General features: G+C 70.3%; 18 protein-coding genes and 1 tRNA gene. 18 read left to right on the top strand and 1 reads right to left on the bottom strand.

The window, feature by feature from the left end; all coding sequences use genetic code 11:
• Window positions 1-21 precede the first annotated feature (21 nt).
• The 15 genes from AC3RJ7_RS13505 (at window position 22) to AC3RJ7_RS13435 (ending at window position 13429) form a co-directional block, all read left to right on the top strand.
• A complete protein-coding gene (locus AC3RJ7_RS13505; RefSeq protein ID WP_491456372.1) occupies window positions 22-432 on the top strand; it encodes a TadE/TadG family type IV pilus assembly protein in 411 nt (136 codons plus the stop codon).
• A complete protein-coding gene (locus AC3RJ7_RS13500) occupies window positions 429-1457 on the top strand; it encodes a TadE/TadG family type IV pilus assembly protein (protein ID WP_491456371.1) in 1029 nt (342 codons plus the stop codon). Before AC3RJ7_RS13505 ends, AC3RJ7_RS13500 begins: the two co-directional genes overlap by 4 nt.
• A gap of 33 nt (window positions 1458-1490) precedes the next feature.
• Window positions 1491-2252 (top strand): Flp pilus assembly protein CpaB, encoded by a 762-nt coding sequence (cpaB, locus tag AC3RJ7_RS13495; protein WP_491456370.1) that lies wholly within the window; start codon window positions 1491-1493, stop codon window positions 2250-2252.
• Entirely contained in the window at window positions 2252-3595 is a 1344-nt protein-coding gene (locus AC3RJ7_RS13490) for a CpaE/TadZ family protein (protein WP_491456369.1), read from the top strand. The genes cpaB and AC3RJ7_RS13490 overlap by 1 nt, the downstream gene beginning before the upstream one ends.
• On the top strand, window positions 3582-5117 hold the full coding sequence (locus AC3RJ7_RS13485; RefSeq protein WP_491456368.1) for a TadA family conjugal transfer-associated ATPase: 1536 nt from the start codon (window positions 3582-3584) through the stop codon (window positions 5115-5117). The genes AC3RJ7_RS13490 and AC3RJ7_RS13485 overlap by 14 nt, the downstream gene beginning before the upstream one ends.
• On the top strand, window positions 5114-6070 hold the full coding sequence (locus tag AC3RJ7_RS13480; RefSeq protein ID WP_491456367.1) for a type II secretion system F family protein: 957 nt from the start codon (window positions 5114-5116) through the stop codon (window positions 6068-6070). The genes AC3RJ7_RS13485 and AC3RJ7_RS13480 overlap by 4 nt, the downstream gene beginning before the upstream one ends.
• Complete coding sequence (locus AC3RJ7_RS13475) at window positions 6070-6963, top strand: type II secretion system F family protein (protein ID WP_491456366.1); 894 nt, start codon at window positions 6070-6072, stop codon at window positions 6961-6963. Before AC3RJ7_RS13480 ends, AC3RJ7_RS13475 begins: the two co-directional genes overlap by 1 nt.
• 131 nt (window positions 6964-7094) lie before the next feature.
• Window positions 7095-8051 (top strand): alpha/beta hydrolase, encoded by a 957-nt coding sequence (locus AC3RJ7_RS13470; RefSeq protein WP_491456958.1) that lies wholly within the window; start codon window positions 7095-7097, stop codon window positions 8049-8051.
• Window positions 8052-8271: 220 nt separating this feature from the next.
• Window positions 8272-9291, top strand: coding sequence for a LacI family DNA-binding transcriptional regulator (locus tag AC3RJ7_RS13465; RefSeq protein WP_491456365.1), 1020 nt, complete (start codon window positions 8272-8274; stop codon window positions 9289-9291).
• Between the two features lie 135 nt (window positions 9292-9426).
• Window positions 9427-9915, top strand: coding sequence for a YajQ family cyclic di-GMP-binding protein (locus AC3RJ7_RS13460; protein ID WP_491456364.1), 489 nt, complete (start codon window positions 9427-9429; stop codon window positions 9913-9915).
• 185 nt (window positions 9916-10100) lie between these two features.
• Window positions 10101-10265, top strand: a complete 165-nt coding sequence (locus AC3RJ7_RS13455) for a hypothetical protein (protein WP_491456363.1) — start codon at window positions 10101-10103, stop codon at window positions 10263-10265.
• 18 nt (window positions 10266-10283) lie between these two features.
• On the top strand, window positions 10284-11060 hold the full coding sequence (locus AC3RJ7_RS13450) for a PH domain-containing protein (RefSeq protein ID WP_491456362.1): 777 nt from the start codon (window positions 10284-10286) through the stop codon (window positions 11058-11060).
• A gap of 84 nt (window positions 11061-11144) precedes the next feature.
• Window positions 11145-12494, top strand: a complete 1350-nt coding sequence (locus tag AC3RJ7_RS13445) for a hypothetical protein (RefSeq protein WP_491456361.1) — start codon at window positions 11145-11147, stop codon at window positions 12492-12494.
• 150 nt (window positions 12495-12644) lie between these two features.
• Window positions 12645-12729, top strand: a tRNA-Tyr gene (locus AC3RJ7_RS13440).
• 112 nt (window positions 12730-12841) lie between these two features.
• Entirely contained in the window at window positions 12842-13429 is a 588-nt protein-coding gene (locus AC3RJ7_RS13435) for a hypothetical protein (protein WP_491456360.1), read from the top strand.
• Window positions 13430-13484: 55 nt separating this feature from the next.
• Here AC3RJ7_RS13435 and AC3RJ7_RS13430 read toward each other — a convergent pair whose 3' ends face one another.
• Window positions 13485-13925, bottom strand: coding sequence for a VOC family protein (locus tag AC3RJ7_RS13430; RefSeq protein ID WP_491456359.1), 441 nt, complete (start codon window positions 13923-13925; stop codon window positions 13485-13487).
• 63 nt (window positions 13926-13988) lie between these two features.
• Here AC3RJ7_RS13430 and AC3RJ7_RS13425 point away from each other — a divergent pair, with 63 nt between their 5' ends.
• The 3 genes from AC3RJ7_RS13425 (at window position 13989) to AC3RJ7_RS13415 (ending at window position 18228) form a co-directional block, all read left to right on the top strand.
• Window positions 13989-14825: an inositol monophosphatase family protein gene (locus AC3RJ7_RS13425; RefSeq protein WP_491456358.1), complete on the top strand. Its 837-nt coding sequence runs from the start codon at window positions 13989-13991 to the stop codon at window positions 14823-14825.
• 1090 nt (window positions 14826-15915) lie between these two features.
• Window positions 15916-16980 (top strand): M23 family metallopeptidase, encoded by a 1065-nt coding sequence (locus AC3RJ7_RS13420; RefSeq protein ID WP_491456357.1) that lies wholly within the window; start codon window positions 15916-15918, stop codon window positions 16978-16980.
• Window positions 16981-17493: 513 nt separating this feature from the next.
• The gene (locus tag AC3RJ7_RS13415; RefSeq protein WP_491456356.1) at window positions 17494-18228 is read left to right on the top strand and encodes an endonuclease domain-containing protein; all 735 of its coding nucleotides are present in this window, start codon (window positions 17494-17496) and stop codon (window positions 18226-18228) included.
• The last annotated feature ends 234 nt before the right edge of the window (window positions 18229-18462 follow it).

Below are 18462 nucleotides of genomic sequence, written 5' to 3'. Positions count from 1 at the left end.
CGCTGGCGGTTGAGGGTCGAGATGCGTAGACGCAACCATGAGCGCGGGGCCGCGGCGGTCGAGTTCGCCCTGGTGTTCCCGCTCGTCATCATGCTGCTCCTGGCCGTGATCGAGTTCTCACGGCTGTGGAACATCCAGGCGACCATCTCCGACAGCGCGCGGATCGCCGCGCGGTCAGCCGCGGTGTACTCGAACGACCCGGACCTCGACGACGCCGAGGTCATCGCGAAGGCGACGACCGATGCGACGAACATCCCGAGTTTCGTCGACTGGTCGAGCGCCGACCTGACCATCACGATCGGCTGCGACTCGACCGGCGTCGCGACGAGTGAAGTCGAGATCGAACCCGGATCGATGACCGCCTGGTTCGCAGAGGCGCTCGGTACCTCGATCACGTTGAAGGCCACTGGGGAGATGCCATGCGGAGGATGAAGAGGCTCGTTCGCCGACTCGGTCGGGAGGAGCGCGGTGCGAACGCCGTACTGATCGCCTTCTTGATCGTGCCGATGATGGGACTCGGTGCGCTGGCCCTCGACGTCTCGGCACAGCACGCGGAGCACACCCAGTTGCAGCACGGTGCGGACGCCGCGGCCGTCGCCGTCGCGTTCGATTGCGCGAACGATCCGACGGCGTGCGGCGGCTCGTCGGATGCGACGGCGGAGGGCTACCTCGACGGAAACGGTGCGATCCCGGTCGATGGCGAAGCAGCGGTGGAGATCAACGAGACCGATCAGACGGTGCATGTCACGGCATCGGCCGATTTCCCGCATTTCCTCGCGTCGCTGATCGACACCGATGGCGACCCCTCATCGACGAAGGTCAGCACGGATGCGACCGCCGCATGGGGCTACGTCGGCGGCGGAAAGTTCATCCCCCTCGCGATCGCGGAGTGCGAGATCGAGCGCGGTATCGCCGACGCTGGTTCGCTCGGTACGCCGTTCAAGCTGCTCACCGACGCGACGCCGTCGGGTGGGGGGAGCGGCCCACCGGCACCGAACCCCTGTGACGACGCCGACTACCCCGGTGGATTCAGCTGGCTCGACGACGACAACTGCCAGGTGACGCTCGACCCCGACAACGTCGTGGGTGGCACGAACGGCAACAACACAGGGGGTACGGGGTGCGCTGTGGACTTCCTGCATGATCTCCTCGGCGAAACCGTCCTCGTCGCCCTGTACGACCACGTCGATGGCCTGAGCGGTGCAGGATCGCACGGCACGTACACCATCTCGAAGTTCGCGGCCTTCCGCATCACGGGCTACTCGGCCGTCCTCCCGGGCGGCGGTGCCACGAGAGAGTACATCGGGTCCCCGTACGACCAGAGCCCGTACAAGTTCACCGGCAGCGAGCGAGGCCTGCAGGGCTACTTCATCGAGTACGTCTCGGTGGCGGAAGCCCTCGAGTTGACATCGGTCGGAAGTCCCGGCGACCCAATCGCCGTCCACCTCATCGACTAGCACCAGTCCACCAGTCCCTACCGAAGGCACCTCATGAAGACCCGAATCATCGGCGCGATCGTCGCCCTTCTCCTCGCCGCGATCGGTGCGGTGCTGCTCGTCGGATACGTGCGCGATGCTGACGCTCGCGCCGCCGAAGGCGCTGAGCTGACCGAGGTGTACATCGTGCAGGAGACGATCGCCAAGGGCACCCCGGGCGAGTCGATCGGCGACTACGTCGAGCGCGACACGATGCCCGCGCGCAATGTGCCGGAAGACAGCGTGACCGACCTCGACGAGCTCACCGGCCTGGTCGCCGGCGCCGAGATCCTGCCGGGCGAGCAGCTGCTGCTCGGTCGGTTCGTCGATCCCGCCGATCTCGCCGCGCGTGGCGACGTCGCGATCCCCGAGGGCATGCAGCTCGTGTCGTTCACCTTGCCCGCCGACCGCGTGGTCGGCGGCCAAGTGCGCTCCGGCGACAAGATCGGACTCGTCGGCACCGTCGACCCGGACGAGGTGGGTGAAGAAGCCGACGTCATCAACCCGGTGACCAGCTTCGCCTTCCACGACGTGCTCGTCACGAACGTGCAGGGCGCCGTGCTCGCCGGCGGTGACACCGATTCCGAGCAACAGGCCGAGCAGGGTTCCGGTGACGCCATCATGCTGACGATCGCGCTCTCGGCGCACGACATCGAACGCTGGGTGTGGTTCACCGAGGGCGAGGCCGGTAACTACGCCAGCATGTGGCTCACGCTGCAGAACGACAAGACGGACAACAGCGGCACCGCGCCCGTGACAGGAAGCAACGCGTTCTAGTGCCCGCCTACGTCCTGGTCAGCCGCTCGGCCGAGTACGAGACCCGTCTTCGGTCTCTGCTCGGAGAGCGGCTCGCCGTGATCCCGGGGGAGTTCCTCACCTTCGGGCCGGAGGCCGTCGTGAGTCGCGTCCCCGAGCAGCCCCGGATCGCGTTGCTCGGACCGGTGCTCAACTACGAGGAGACCAAGGGGCTCGTCGAGGCACTGACGTCGAAGCATCGGGATCTCGGGCTCATCGTCGTGCGTGAGCAGCGCTCCGACCTCGAGGACTGGGTCGACGAGCTCGAGCTCCACGCGGTGCTGAGTCCGGATGCCAGCGATGACACGACCGTGGGGCTGCTCGATCGTCTGGCCGGATGGCTGATCGCCCACGGGCGTGCAGGGGAACACGACTTCGATGCGCCGCTGGCGCTGGAGATCGACGATCTGCCGTTCGTCGACACGACCCCGGTCGCTCTCGAGACGGTTGCCGACACGGCCCCCGCGGTCGACGAGGCACCGGAACCGGAGCCGGAGCCGGAGCCGGAAGCACCGGAATGGGAGTTCCCGCCGATCGAGGCCGGCGCACCGACCGAGGCGATCGCGGTGGTCGCCCCGAAGGGTGGGCAGGGCAAGACGACGATCGCGATCAACCTCGCAACCGGGCTCGCCGAAGTCGCTCCGAACTCGGTCGTGCTCGTCGACGCCGACCTGCAGTTCGGCGACATCACCGCCGCGCTCGCGCTCGCGCCCGCGCGCACGATCGTCGACGCCGTCGCCGATGCCGCGGCCGACGAACTCGTGCTCAAGACCACGCTCACCCACCACGACGACGGCTTCTTCGTCGTCGCGAGCGCGCCGTCGCCCGAACTCGGCGACCAGGTACCGCCTAGAGCGCTCGCCCTGCTGATCGACCGACTGCGTGCCACCTTCCGCTACGTGGTCATCGATACGACGCCCGGCCTCGGCGAGCACACGCTCGTCGCGCTCGAGCACGTGACCGATGCCGTGTTCGTCACCAACATGGGAGTGCCGAGCCTGCGCGCGATGCGCACCGAGTTCGAGCTCCTTACGAAGCTCGGGCTGATGCCCGGAAACCGGCACATCGTCGTCAACCAGACCGACAAGAACAGCGGCCTCACCATCAAGGACGTCGAGCACATCATCGGCGCACCGGTCGACATCGATGTGCCGAAGTCGTCGGCGGTGCTCCTCGCGTCGAACCGCGGCGTGCCCCTCATCCACGACGACGTGCGCGACCCCGCCGCGAAGGCGATCCGTTCGATCGTGCTGCGCATCGCGCCCGACGCGTTCCCGAAGCGCAGCAAGATCCAGAGAAGGCGGCGATCGAATGAACCTGAATGATCGACTGAATGCCCTTCGCGCCCAGCAATCGGGCGAGCCGTACGTGCCCGCGGCGCAGGCCGAGCAGGTGGAGCTCAGCACACTCGAGGCCTCGACCGGCGCGCCGATCTCGAAGGAGCCGGCGGCGACGATCGTGGCGCCCTCGACGAAGCCGGCGAGCGAGCCCGCCGCCTTCTTCCAGACGCAGGCGACGCCCGGTATGCAACCGTCGCGGCCGACCGGTGCGACCGATCCGCTGGCTGCGGTCAAGGAGAAGGCCGCCGAAGAGCTCTTCGGCCGTATCGGCACGCGCCTGAACGACGCCTCGATGACCGAGGAACAGCTGCACGCACTCGCCCGGGCCGAACTCGCCGACATCGTCGCGGGCGAACAGCTGGCGCTCTCGACCGCTGAACGCAACCGACTGATCGATGACATCGGCGCCGACGTGCTCGGCTACGGGCCGCTCGAACCGCTGCTCGCCGACCCGAGCGTCAGTGAGATCATGGTCAACCGCTTCGACCGGCTGTACGTCGAGCGCAACGGACGCCTGCAGGAGACCCCGCATCGGTTCACCGGCGAACCGCAACTGCGTCGAGTCATCGAACGCATCGTCGCCAAGGTCGGCCGACGCATCGACGAGTCGTCGCCGCTCGTCGACGCGCGCCTCGAAGACGGTTCGCGCGTGAACGCGATCATTCCGCCGCTCGCGGTCGACGGTGCCTCGCTCACCATCCGAAAGTTCGCGGGCACCCCTTACACCGTGAACGACCTCATCGGCTTCGGCAGCATGACCCGCGAGGTCGCGACCGTGCTCGATGCGGCCGTGCGCGCCAAGATGAACATCCTGGTCTCGGGCGGTACGGGTACCGGTAAGACGACGCTGCTCAATGTGCTCTCCGCGTTCATCCCCGGCGACGAACGCATCATCACGATCGAAGACGCGGTCGAGCTCCAGCTGCAGCAGGAGCACGTCGTTCGGCTCGAGTCGCGGCCGGCGAACATCGAAGGACGCGGCGAGATCACGATCCGCGACCTCGTGCGCAACTCCCTTCGAATGCGGCCCGACCGCATCGTCGTCGGCGAGGTGCGCGGGGCGGAGTCGCTCGACATGCTGCAGGCCATGAACACCGGTCACGAGGGTTCGATCTCGACCCTCCACGCGAACTCGCCGCGCGACGCCGTCTCGCGCATGGAGACGCTCGTGCTCATGGCCGGCATGGACCTGCCGCTGCGCGCCATCCGTGAGCAGATCGCGTCGGCCATCGACATCATCGTGCAGATCGGTCGCCACAAGGACGGTGTTCGCCGCGTCACGCACATCACCGAGGTGCACGGCATGGAGGGCGAGATCATCACCCTGCAGGACGCGTTCACGTTCGACTACTCGGCCGGCTACGACGAGGATGGCCGCTTGCGCGGCCGTATCGAGCCGACCGGTGTGCGTCCGCGATTCGCCGAACGCATCGCCGACCACGGCATCCAGTTGCCCATCTCGCTCTTCCAGCCCGACCTGCGCGAGATGCTCGGGGAAGTCCGATGAACCCGCTTGCGCTCGGGCTCGGCATCGGCGTTGCGATGCTTGCGGTAGGCGTGCTGCTGTTCTTCGTGATCTCACCACCCGCACCGCGGGTTGCACGCGACCGACGACTCGCGCCGGGTGTCGAGCATGTGTCGGGGCTCACGAAGCTCACCCAGAAGACGACGGCCGCCATCGAATCTGCCTCCTCGAAGCGCAAGAGTCGCATGTTCGGTGCCGAGGAGCTCGAACTCGCGGGCATCAAGACCGACCCCTCCAGCTTCGTCATCCTGGTCGCCTCCGGCGCGAGCGTCGCCGCGCTGGTCGGGGTGCTGGTCGGTTTCGCGAACGGCACCTGGCTGCTCTGGGCGATTCTGTTCGCACTGCTGACGCCGTTCGTCGCCAAACTCGTCATCTCGAGCCGCACCTCGAAACGCCGCGCCAAGTTCGGCGACCAGGTCGACGACACGGTGCAGTTGATCGCGGGCAGCCTGCGGGCCGGCCACGGCCTCAACCGCAGCATCGGCGCGGTCGCGAGTGAGGCCGATGCGCCGACGAGCGAGGAGCTGGCGCGGGTCGTGAACGAGGTTCGCCTCGGCCGAAATCTCGCCGACTCCCTGCACACCACGGCGGACCGCATGAAGAGCGACGACTTCGAGTGGGTGGCACAGGCCATCGCGATCAACCAGGAGACCGGCGGCAACCTCGCCGAGGTGCTCGACCAGGTCGGCAAGACGATTCGCGATCGCAACGAGATCCGACGCCAGGTGCGCGCGCTGAGTGCCGAGGGCCGGCTCTCGGCGATCGTGCTCGTGTCGCTGCCGATCGTCGTCTTCCTCTTCCTCCTCGTCGTCCAGCCGACGTACTTCAGCACGTTCTTCACGAACCCGCTCGGCATCATCGCCCTCGTCGTCGCGGTGATCCTGCTCATCGTCGGCTCGATCTGGACCGCGTTCACGGTGAGGGTGAAGTTCTGATGGATCTCGCGACCGTGCTCGTCTACGTGCTCATCGGGGTCACTGCCCTCGCCATCGGCTTCTTCGTCTTCCTGCTCTTCCCCGAGGGGCGTCCCGCCACCGACCCAGCGGTCGAGGAGCATCCCACGCTCGGTCCGGTGCAACAGGGCTCGCTCGGTGCCACACTGGTCGCCGCCGCACCGCGCGGCTACATCGCCTGGATCGAGAACCAGCTCGTGTACGCGGGACGACCGAGCGGCTGGTCGCTCAACGGCATCGTCGTGTGGAAGATCGTGCTCGGCATCTCGGGCATCATCCTCGGTTCGGTGTTCGCGCTGAACGGCGGCATGCAGCCGTGGAAGGTGCTCGTCGGCATCGCTGCGGCCGTGCTGATGTTCTTCCTTCCCGACGTGATGATCAACAGTCGCGCCCACGACCGGCAGAAGGCGATCCAGCTCGCACTGCCCGATGTGCTCGACCAGATGACGATCGCCGTCGAGGCCGGGCTCGGTTTCGATGCGGCGATGGCGAAGGCCGCGCGAAACGGCAAGGGTCCGCTCGCCGAGGAGCTCATCCGCGTGCTGCAGGACATGTCGATCGGCCGCACACGTCGCGACTCGTTCATGGAGCTCGAGCGCCGCACGAACGTCGAGGACCTTCGCCGCTTCATCCGTGCCGTCATCCAGGCCGACCAGTACGGCGTGTCGATCGGCGACGTGCTGCGCGTGCAGTCGGGCGAGATGCGGCTCAAGCGCAAGCAGCGCGCCGAGGAGCAGGCGATGAAGGTCAGCGTGAAGATCCTCTTCCCGCTCGTGTTCTGCCTCCTTCCGGTGCTCTTCATCGTGCTGCTCACCCCCGCGGCGATCAACATGATGACCTCGTTCGGCGGAGGCGTCGGCGGTGTGGGCAACTGAAGGAGCCTCGATAGGCTGACCCCGACACCGCCTGGGGGAGGGGAGCCGTGGCCGAGCCGACATCCGCCGACACGAGCCCCGCCGAGCCCGCCGACACGGCGCCGGGTGCGGAGAACGCCTGGCGCCCCGACATCCTCGGCCCCGGGTTCGAACGGCTCACGCTGCCGCTCGGCGACGACGCCGAGGGCGACGTCGTCGCGACCCTCGTCCGGCACCGGCCCGGCTGGCGGTGGCGGTGGCGCCGGGCCGAGGCATCCCGCATCGACGTGCTCTACGTGCACGGCTGGAGCGACTACTTCTTCAACCCCGAACTCGCGGCGTACTGGTCGGGCCTCGGCGCGCGCTTCTTCGCGCTCGACCTGCGCAAGTACGGGCGCAGCCTGCGCCCTGGCCAGACGCCCGGGCTCGTCACCGACCTCTCCGACTACGACGCCGACATCGCGGCCGCGCTCGCCGTCATGGGCCACGACGACGGGGATGCCTCCGGCCGGCGCCTGCTCGTCATGGGGCACTCGACCGGGGGATTGACGCTGTCGCTGTGGGCCGCGCGCCACCCCGGACGGGCGTCGGCGATCGTGCTGAACAGCCCGTGGCTCGAGTTCCAGCTCTCGCGCATCGGGCGCGAGGCGATCGCGCCGATGATGCAGTTCGGAGCGCGGGTGCATCCGCTCGCGCCGCTGCCGAACGTCGACCTCGGGTTCTACACGCGCGCGGTCGCGAAGGAGCAGGGCGGCGAGTGGGAGTACGACCACGACTGGCGGCCCGACCGCGGGTTCGCGACCAACTCGGCGTGGCTGTCGGCGGTGCTCGCAGGCCACGCAACGGTCGCCGCCGGCATCGACGTCGGAGCGCCCGTGCTCACCCTGCTGTCGAAGCGGTCGACGATCCTGACCCGGTGGGACGAGGCGATGCGGTCGACCGACTCGGTGCTCGTCGTCGACGAGATCTCCGAGCGGGCGACGAGGCTCGGGCCGACGGTGGCGATCGAACGCATCGACGGCGCGCTGCACGATGTGGTGCTGTCGGCGGAGCCGGCGCGGGGTGCGGCGTACGCCGCCATCACGAGGTGGCTGCGGGCGTACGGGTGAGGGGCGGCGCCGGGGGGCTCGATACGCGTCCTCCTTCGTCGGGCGCTACTCGACCGGCCGGGTTGTTCGTCGGGCGCTACTCGACCGGCCGGGTTGTTCGTCGGGCGCTACTCGACCGGCCGGGTTGTTCGTCTGGTGCTCCTCGACCGGCCGGAAGAGACGGCGGCCGCCGATAGGATTTCTCACGAGTGGCTCGGCGTGGGCCGGAGAATGAGGGGCCATGGCCGGCATCGAAGAGGTCGCGAAGCTTGCGGGAGTGTCGACCGCGACGGTGTCGCGCGCGCTCAGCGGGCGCGGCCACGTGTCGGCCGCCTCCAAGGCGAAGGTGCTCGAGGCCGCCGCGCGGCTCGGGTACGTCGTCTCGTCGAACGCGTCGTCGCTCGCGTCGGGGCGTACGCGCAACATCGGCGTCGTCATCCCCTTCTTGAACCGCTGGTTCTTCTCGTCGGTGCTCGAGGGGGCGCAGCAGGCGCTGCTGCGGCACGGGTACGACCTGACGCTCTACAACCTCTCCGGCGACGGGCAGGAGCGAGCGAGCGTGTTCGAGCACTTCCTGCTGCGGCAGCGCGTCGACGCGGTCATCGCCGTGTCGCTCGAACTCACCGAGCCCGAGGTGGCCCGGCTGCACGAGCTCGGCAAGCCGCTCGTCGGCGTCGGCGGACCGATTCCGGGCGTGCGCACCCTCACGATCGACGACGTCGCCGTCGCACGCCTCGCGACCGAGCACCTCATCGGCCTCGGCCACCGGCGCATCGCCCACATCGGCGGCGACCTCGAGTTCGACGTCGACTTCCACCTGCCGACCAACCGTCGGCTCGGCTACGAGGGGGCGCTGCGAGACGCGGGGATCGAACCCGACGGGCGTCTCTTCGCCCCGGCCGACTTCACGATCCGCGGCGGCTACCACGCCGCCAAGCAGCTGCTCGGCGCCCCGCACGACCGGCCGACCGCGATCTTCGCGGCCTCCGACGAGATGGCGATCGGCGCGACGCTCGCCGCCCGCGACCTCGGGCTCGTGGTTCCGCGCGACGTGTCGATCATCGGCATCGACGACCACGATCTCGCCGACTTCTTCGGGCTGACCACGGTCGCGCAGTTCCCGCGCCTGCAGGGTGAGCACGCCGTCGAGATCCTCATGGACGAGCTCGAGCCCGCCGCGGGCCGCGCACCCCAGCCCGACGCGACGCCGCTGCCGTACGAACTGCGCGTTCGCTCGTCGACGGCTCGACCGCCCGAGTGACCCCTCCGTCGGTCGAGTGGCGACGAAGGAGCGTATCGAGACCACGCATCGCTGGTGGCCTCGATACGTCGCTCCGCTCCGCTCCTACTCGACCGACGGGGCGCATCCAATCGCTCTCTCGGTAAACTGGCGCGCATGGCAGATGCAACGTTCGACATCGTGAGCAAGGTCGACAAGATGGAGGCCGAGAACGCCGTCAACCAGGCGCGCAAAGAGGTCGAGCAGCGCTACGACTTCAAGAACGTCGGCGCCTCGGTCGAATGGAGCGGCGAGAAGGTGCTGCTGAAGGCCCAGACCGAAGAGCGCGTGAAGGCCGTGCTCGAGGTCGTGGAGTCGAAGTTCATCAAGCGCGGCATCACCCTGCGCGCCCTCGACACCGGCGAGCCGTACGCCTCGGGCAAGGAGTTCCGCATCGAGATCGGGCTCAAGAACGGCATCGACAGCGAGAACGCGAAGAAGATCTCGAAGATCATCCGCGACGAGGCGCCGAAGAGCGTGAAGAGCCAGATCCAGGGCGACGAACTGCGCGTCTCGTCGAAGAGCCGCGACGACCTGCAGGCGACCATGGCGCTGCTCAAGGGCAAAGACCTCGACGTCGCGCTGCAGTTCACGAACTTCCGGTAGAGGGTCTCGATACGGCGCTGCGCGCCTACTCGACGGGCGGGTGAGCGCCTACTCGACCGGCGGGTGAGCCCCGCCCGGCGCGCCGCGCCCACCCCGAGGCATCCATGCGGTAAGAATGCCGGGTCAGGGCTCGCTCGTGGGGTGGCGGCACGCCGCCGCACGAACATGAAGGGAAACGCAGAACCATGAAGTTGGTCAAGCGCATACTCCTCGGCCTCGTCATCGTCTTCGCCGCGTTCTACCTGATCACGCGCCCCGAAGACGCGGCCAGCGCGGTGCAGGGCGCCGTCGACGCCGTCTTCAACGCGATCTCGTCGATCGGCACGTTCTTCATGTCGCTCGTCTCCTAGCGCCGGGCGGGGGACCTCGTGGGCTTCTTCGATCCGCACGTCGAGCGGCACCTCATCGCCGACGAGGGCGAGGTGATCGTCGACGAGGTCACCAAGCACTGGGCGGCGAACGTCGCGGCCGCGCTCGAGATCGCGGCGGCGGTGCCCGTGCTTCTACTGATCGGCGTGCTGCCCTCGCAGCTGTACTTCATCCCGATCTTCGGCGCGCTGTACCTCGTGCTCGACGGCCTCCGCCGCATCCTCGGGCGCCGCATGGACCGCTTCGTCGTGACGAACATGCGCGTGTTCCGCGTGCACGGCATCCTGTCGCAGCGCATCGCGACGATGCCGCTCACCCGAATCCTCGACATCTCGGTGCACAAGCCGATCATCGGCCGCGTGCTGAACTACGGCCACTTCATCTTCGAGTCGGCCGCGCAGGACCAGGGGCTGCGCGAGATCCGCTTCGTCGGTTCGCCCGACCAGCGCGGCCTCACCATCCAGCGCGTCATCCAGCGAGCCGGCCTCCGGGGCGGCGGTCGCGGCGGTGGTGCAGCGGCGATGGCGGCGGGGATGCCTCCGCAGGAGCCCGTCGACGAGCGCGGCCGATCGGACGAGCGCGAACCGCGCCCGTTCGACGACGGCGAGGCACGCACGCAGCCCGTGCCCATCGTGAACGGCAGCCACCAGGGCTGGCTGTCGACCGCCTCGACCACCCGCGGCGACGCGAATTCGACGTCGCCCATCCGCGCCGACGGCACGCGCCGCGACCAGGGCGACACCGCCGAAGCACCGTGGTGGCGGCCGTCCGACTGAGGCGCGTCGGGGTACGCCGGCCCGAGTCGGTGACCCTCCGTGGCACGCTGGCGCCGCCGGCCCGCGTGTGCCAGCATGGCGAGCATGGCGAATCGGGGGACATCGCTCGCAGGAGTGGTCGGGGTCATCGCACTGGCCGTGACCGGCATCGCAACGGGGGCTGTGCCGGCGGCGGCGGTCGACCCGGCGACGGAGATCGGCGCGTATGCCGATTGGACGGTCGGCGGTTCGGCGAACGCGTTCACCGCGACGGGCACGCTGCCGCCGTCGACGGGGTTCGGCGGGCCGATCACGCTGACGAGCGACTCGATCACGCTGTCGGAGGCTTCGGGATCGAGCGCGTTCCTCAACGGGTCGACCGACTTCGGCGCCGAGTACGGATCGAGCCGACTGCAGCCGTACCTCTCCATCCGCCCGAAGTCGGGCGCGCTCGCACCGACGCCGCCCTCGGCCGGCAACCCGCCCCCGTCGCGCACCGTCGTCGACCTGGGCGCCGACCGCGGCGACGACTGGGGCTTCGTGCTCGGCGACGTCGACGCCGACTGGGTGTTCGTGACCGCGTTCGACGACGGCGGCGCGCAGCTGCCCGTCTCGGCGCTCGGCGCCATGACGCCCGGCAATTCCTGCGCGGCCGGTTCGCCGAAGCCGGGCGCCTGCGCGGGCCCGGGGCCGTTCATCGACATCCCCCGCTGGGACGAGTCGGCGGACATCGACGACTACGGGATCACGTTCGTGCCCGGCACCGTCGTCGGCAACTTCGACGACACCTCGGGCGCGTACCTCGGCTTCCGCCCCGACGCGTCGGTGCGGCGCATCGAACTGCTCTACGGCGCCGTCAACGGCGCGCCGTCGTACCAGCTCTGGATCGCCGCCGCCGCGGCGAAGACCACCGTCACCGGCACGGTCGAACTCGAAGGCGGCGAAGCGCCGCCCGCCGGCACGGTCGTCGAGATCGAGGATGCCTCCGGCGAATCCGTGCTCGACATCGAGGGCGAGACGCTGCAGGTGCCCGTCGAGGACGACGGCACGTTCGCCGTCGACCTGCCGCAGGACGACGGCTACACCCTGATCGTCGTGCCGCCCGCGGGCTACGTCGCGCCCGACCCGGTGACGGTCGACGGAACCTCGGCCGAGGTCATCGTGCCGCCGATCGCCCTCGAGCCGGTCGTCACCCCGCCGTCGACTCCGCCGGCTTCGCCGCCGGCATCCCCGCCCGCGTCGCCGTCTGCGACGCCCTCGCCGTCGAGTGCACCCGCCGCCGTGAGCGATGAACTCGCGGAATCGGGTGCGAACGTCGCGCCGTTCATCGCGATCGCGGCCGCCGTGATCGTCGCGGGGGCGATCGCGCTGCTGGTCGCCGCACGTCGCCGGCGGGCGGTGTCGGCGAAGCCCGACGACGGTGCGCCGGCGGGCGACGAGCACGATCGCGAGTAGCGGCGACGGGCATCGACGACCGTCGGCAGGACCCGGATGCCCCGGAATCCGGGCGCACCAGGGCCCGTGCGGCCTCGATTTCCCCGAGCGGGCCTCTGCGGGTATCCTTGTCAGGCCCCCGGTTGTGTGCAGAACGTGGTCGGGTGCGACGGCGAGTTACCCAAGCGGCCAAAGGGATCTGACTGTAAATCAGACTGCATTGCATTCGGGGGTTCGAATCCCTCACTCGCCACCAGCAAGACCCCGGTTCCACCGGGGTTTTCGCGTATCCGGGCACGCGAAGGGGCGGGCTCGGGCTCGTGGCCGGCACGACCGCGGGCCCTCCGCAGGAAGCAGGGGAGCGGCTGATGAGCGACATCGGTGGAGTCGGCCCGGCCGAGCCCGGCCACCGGGTGCCCGTGGCGCGGCACGCGATCGATGCGCCGCGGACGGCGGGCGCCGTCGTCTCGGTGCTGCTGCCGTGGCAGGGCGTCGTCGTGCTGTGGCTCATGGCGCTCCCGCTGGCGATCTTCGGCGCGATGGCGATCTTCAACCGGCCGGGGCGCGACCAGTACCTCGGCGCGGCCATCATCGTCATGTCGACCGCGGCCGTGCTGATCGCGGTCATCCTCTACGCGTGGAACCGGCGCTCGACCGTGCGCCTGCTCCAGGCCCGGTTCCAGCGCACGGCCGATGAGGTGGGCCCGATCGAGGTGCGCCTGACCGGCGACGGGATGACGCAGCACGACGCGACCGGAACGGTGACGTGGCCGTGGAGCGCCTACGCCGCGTTCGTCGTGGTCGACCACCTCGCGCTGCTGGTGCGGCACGGGCTCGTCGAGGCGGTTCCGCTCGATTCGTTCGACGACCCGCGCGCCGCCGAGTCGCTGCTCGCGAGCCGCGTGCAGAGGGTCACCATGAACGGATTCAGGAAGGCCGTGCGCACGGCGGTGTGAGGGCGGCCGGCGCCGTCGCCGGCGCCCGCGGCCGCGGCACAGCGGATCTCGGCAGTCAGCCGAGCTTCTCGGCGAGGGAGACGATGATGCTCGCGGGGCCGCGCAGGTAGCAGAGGCGGTAGTACGGCTCGTAGTCGGTGATCTCGCCCACGAGTTCGCCGCCCCGGGCGCACAGCCGATCGACGGTGTCGTCGAGGTCGTCGACCTCGAACATCACGCTTCGGAGCCCGAGCAGGTTCGGCGTCGCGTTCGACGGGGCCGGCGTGAGCACCTCGGGCGAGCGGAACCGCGTCAGCTCGACCCGGCCGTGACCGTCGGGCGCGACCATCATGACGATGTCGACGCGCACGTCGTCGATGCCGTTGACGCGATCGACCCAGTCGCCCTCGACCGCCGCGTCGCCCTCGCGTTCGAGGCCAAGTTCGCTGAAGAACGCCGTCGCGGCCTCGAGGTCGTCGACGACGATGCTGACATGGTCCATCCGCGGCATCGTCATGCTCGCAGCGTACGCCGGGTCCGCCGGAGGCGGTCGTCGTCGGGCGGCGCTACCGTGGGAGCCATGACCGTGCACGAGGCATCCATCGACCCTGCCGAACTGCCGGCGCTGCGCGCGCTCGCACGCAAGATCGCCGTACAGGCTGCGGAGTTCGCGGCGGCCGCGCGTCGGGGCGGCGTCGAGGTCGCGGCGACGAAGTCGACCCCCACCGACGTGGTCACCGCGACCGACCGCGAGACCGAGGCGCTCATCCGGTCGCTCATCCTCGAGGCGCGACCCGACGACGGCATCCTCGGCGAAGAAGACAGCATGCTCATCGGCGCGAGCGGGCTCACCTGGGTCGTCGACCCGATCGACGGCACCGTCAACTTCCTCTACGGGCTGCCCGGGTGGGCCGTGAGCATCGCCGTCGTCGAGGGGTCGCCCGAGCCGTCGAGCTGGCGCGCGCTCGCCGGGGTCGTCGTCAACCCGACGACCGGCGAGGTCTTCGAGGCGAGCGCGGGCGGGGGAGCGCAGCTGGGCGACCAGGCGCTCCGCGTCAACGAGGGCGTGCCGCTCGGGCGGGCGCTCGTCGGCACGGGCTTCGGGTACTCCGCCGAACGCCGGCGCGAACAGGCCCAGGTGCTGCTCGAGGTGCTGCCGCAGGTGCGCGACATCCGGCGCGCGGGGTCGGCGGCGATCGACCTGTGCTCGCTGGCCGCCGGGCGGCTCGACGCGTTCTACGAGCGCGGGCTCAACCCGTGGGACCACGCCGCCGGCGCCCTCATCGCGCGCGAGGCCGGCGCGCTCGTCGGCGGCCCGCGAGGGGCGCGCGAGAGCGACGAGCTCGTCGTGGCGGCCGCGCCCGGGCTGTTCGAGGAGCTGTCCGCCGCGATCGCGGCCGCATCCGGCGGTGAGTGAGGCGCTCGTGCACGTCGAGGGGTGAGCGGCGGCGGCGACGCGAGTCGGGCGAAACGCCCGTTCAGTCGCGGTGCTTACAACGAATACCGAATGTTCGCGTGGTGTTCACGGGCGATTGCGGGTACCCTTTATCGAGTTGTTATCTCGGCGCGCGCGTCGGGATGAGTACCTCCCCTGCAAACCTCTCGTCCCCGACGCCGAAAGCCCCCAACACGTGCTCGAGTCCCCCCTCGTGCCCGACGGATCTTCGCCAGGCACCCAGGCCGCTGTGCGGCCCGAGCGTGCACTGACCCGTCGCGAGCTGCGGGAGCGCGAGGCCGCGGCAGCTCGTCGGTACGAGGCTTCGGCGGGCGCGGATGGTTCGGCTGGTTCGATGGGGGCTCCCGGTTCTGCGGGTGGGCCTGGTTCTGCGGGTGCGTCTGGTCCTGCGGGTGCGTCTGGTCCCGCGGGTGTGCCGGCAGCGGCTCCTGCTGCGCCGTCGTACGCGCCGTACGGGGTGTCGGCTCCTGCTCCAGTCTTCACGTCGGCTTCGGCGGCGCCGGTCGCCGCGCCGGCTCCGGCGGCTTCGGCGCCGACGGCCGCGGCTTCAGTCCAGGCGGCTTCGGCCGGGGCGGCTGGTGTTCCGGTCCCGACTGCTGCCGGCGCCGCGCCGGTGGCGGCGCATTCGGCGCCGGTCACTCGGGCGCCGGCCCCGGCTCCCACGACCCCCCGGGCGCCCGCCCCGACTCCCACGACGCCCGGCGCCTCGGCCGCCGTGCCGCGGGCGGAGGTCTCGCGGCCGGCTCCCGCCGCCGCGCCGCGCCGCCCGGCATTCGACGACCTGTTCGCCGACCTCGGCGCCTCGGAGTCGACGCCGCGGTCGCAGGCTCCTGCGGCCGCGCGTCCCGCCCCTGCAGCCGCGCCTCCCGCTCCCGCGGCCGCTTCGGCGTCGATGGCACCCGCCGCCGCGCGGACTGTCGCAGCCGATGCCGCGCCAGTGGCGTCGATTGCGGCGACCGCTGCTCCGGCGGCTCCCACTCCCTCGGCCGCTCCCACGCCCGCCATGCCCGGCGGGCGCACCGCGGCACCCGCGCCCGTCGCGCGGACCGCGGTGCCCGCAGCACGGACCGCTGCGGCCGACGCCGCGCCCGTCGCCGTTCCGGTTCCCGCCCCGGCGCGCGGCGAGTCGGCGATCGACGACCTCGCCGCCCTGATCGCCGGTGTCGATCTCGCACCGTCCGAGTCGGACGAGCCGGTCGGCTCGGCCGCGACGTCGACGGGCCGCGCGGCATCCTCGAGCCGTCGATCACGCCCGACGCCCGCGGCCGACGTCCACCCCGCGGCATCCGCCCGTCGTGCGAAGCGTGCGCCGCGCCGCGGCGCCGCGATCGGTGCCGGGCCCGCGGCATCCGCCCCGGTGCAACGCACAGCACCGACCCCGCCCGCCTCGACGCGGCCCGCAGCCGCGCGCCGTACCGGCCGGCGTCTCGCGCCCGTCGTCGCGATGGGGTTCGCGGCGCTCCTCGCCGTGACGACCTCGGTGCCGGCGATGTCGCTCATGACACCGGCCGAGGTGCAGGCGATGGCGCTCGAGTCCACGACGACGACGACCATCGACGGCCAGCGCGTCGAGATCGCCGACGGCGTGATCGCCGAGGGCGTCGACAGCGAGGGCTACAAGACGCAGACGATCGAGGAATACGCCGAGGCAGCCGGCATCCGGCCCGAGGCGACCTTCACGAACAACCCCTCGGGCACCATCCAGTGGCCGTTCGCGATCGGCGTGCACATCGGCGACCGCTTCGGCTATCGCGACTGCGCCGGCTGCTCCAGCGACCACCACGGGCAGGACTTCAACCCGGGCTACGGCGCCGAGATCCAGTCGATCGCCGACGGCGTGGTCGTGAACTCGACCGATGAGGGCGGGTCGCTCGGCACCGTCGTCATGATCCAGCACGAGATCGACGGGCAGATCATCGTCAGCGTCTACGCGCACATGATCTACGGCTCGCGCCTCGTCGAAGAGGGCGAGACGGTCGAGGTCGGCCAGGTCATCGGCCAGACGGGCAACACCGGCATGTCGACCGGCCCGCACCTCCACTTCGAGATCCGCGTCGGCGGCATCGACGGCGAGTGGGTCGACCCGCTCGAGTGGCTCTACGCCAACACGAACTAGCGTCGGTGCGTTGCGGCGTCGGTGCGTCGTCGGTGCAACACGTCGGGGCATCGCGTCGCGTCGTACGTCGGGGCGCGGCCGGGCCGCGACCTTGTACAGGATGAGCGCGCCGGCACCACTGGATACGAGGGCGCCGGCCGGCTGGTCCTGTTGAAGTAACGGAGATCGCGGAGCCGAGCAGGTTCCGGACGACGTTGGATCGACCGCGGTTATCCACAGTTCCGCCATCTCCCGGCCATCGTCGCCACGAGGCCCGCAGACTCGACGCATGCAGCCTGATCGTCGCCGCGTCTCCAGCTGGATCCGCCGGCATGGAGGGGCTGTGCACCTGCGCCGGCTCGATGCCGCCGGACTCGGCCGCGATGAAGTCGGGGCAGAGCTCGCCGCAGCGACCGTCGTCCGGGTGCGTCGAGGGTGGTACGCCGTACCCGACGCACCGGCCGACGTCGTTCGAGCGGTCCGCGTCGGTGGCCCGCCACTGCTCACTCCGTCGCCCGCATACACGGACTCTGGGTGGCCGACGGCGGCGCACTGCACGTGCGGGTGCCCCGGACCGCCTCGCGGCTGAAGTCACCCGCGGTCGTCGCCGACACCGGTGCCGGCGCGCCCCTCGACCCCTCGCGCGACCGCGTGTGCGTGCACTATCGTTCGGAGCCTCCGCTCGAGAGCGGGCGTGACCCGCTGGCGCTCGCGTTGGCGGAGATGCTGCATTGCAGCGCAGCCGACGCCGCAGTGGCCACGATCGATGCGGCGCTCGCGCGGGGCGAGGTGTCGCTCGACGACGTCCGTGCGCTCGCCAGTCCGGCGCGGCGCCGACTCGTCGATCGCTGTTCCGACAGGTCGGAGTCGGGCACCGAGACGAAGGTGCGCCTGCTCCTGCGGGCTCACAACATCCGTCACCGTGCACAGGTGTCGATTGCGCGGGTGGGGCGGGTCGATCTGCTGGTCGGTGACCGGCTCGTGATCGAAGTCGACGGTTCGCGTTTCCATGCCGGAGCCGAGGAGTTCGAGAACGATCGCCGGCGAGACTTCGAACTGGCGATGCTCGGGTATGTCGTGCTGCGTCTCAGTTACCGCATGGTCGTCGACGATTGGGAGGTGACGAGCCGCGGCATCCTCGAACTCGTCGCACGCGGCGAGCACCGGTGGGGCAGTCGCAGCCGTCGGTCGATCGGGCTCGACGTCGCGTTGCGACGGCTCGACCGGCACGATGATGCACCCCCGGCGGAGTATTTCGGTCGGCGGTGAGCCGGCGCAACTCACTGGTGCAGGATGAGCGGGTCGGCACATAGAAATACGGGGGTGCCGGTCGGCTGGTCCTGCAGAAGGCGGGAACGCTCGGGGTGGGCGGGCCGATCGGGTGAGGCGGCTCGGTCACTGCTGCAGGATGAGCGGGTCGGCACCCCGAAATACGGGGGTGCCGGTCGGCTGGTCCTGCAGAAGGCGGGAACGCTCGGGGAGGGCGGGCCGAACGGGTGAGGC

The organism is Agromyces solani (genome assembly GCF_058349925.1).
The sequence above is the reverse complement of the archived record's forward strand: the minus strand, read 5'-3'. Positions and strand labels throughout refer to the sequence as shown.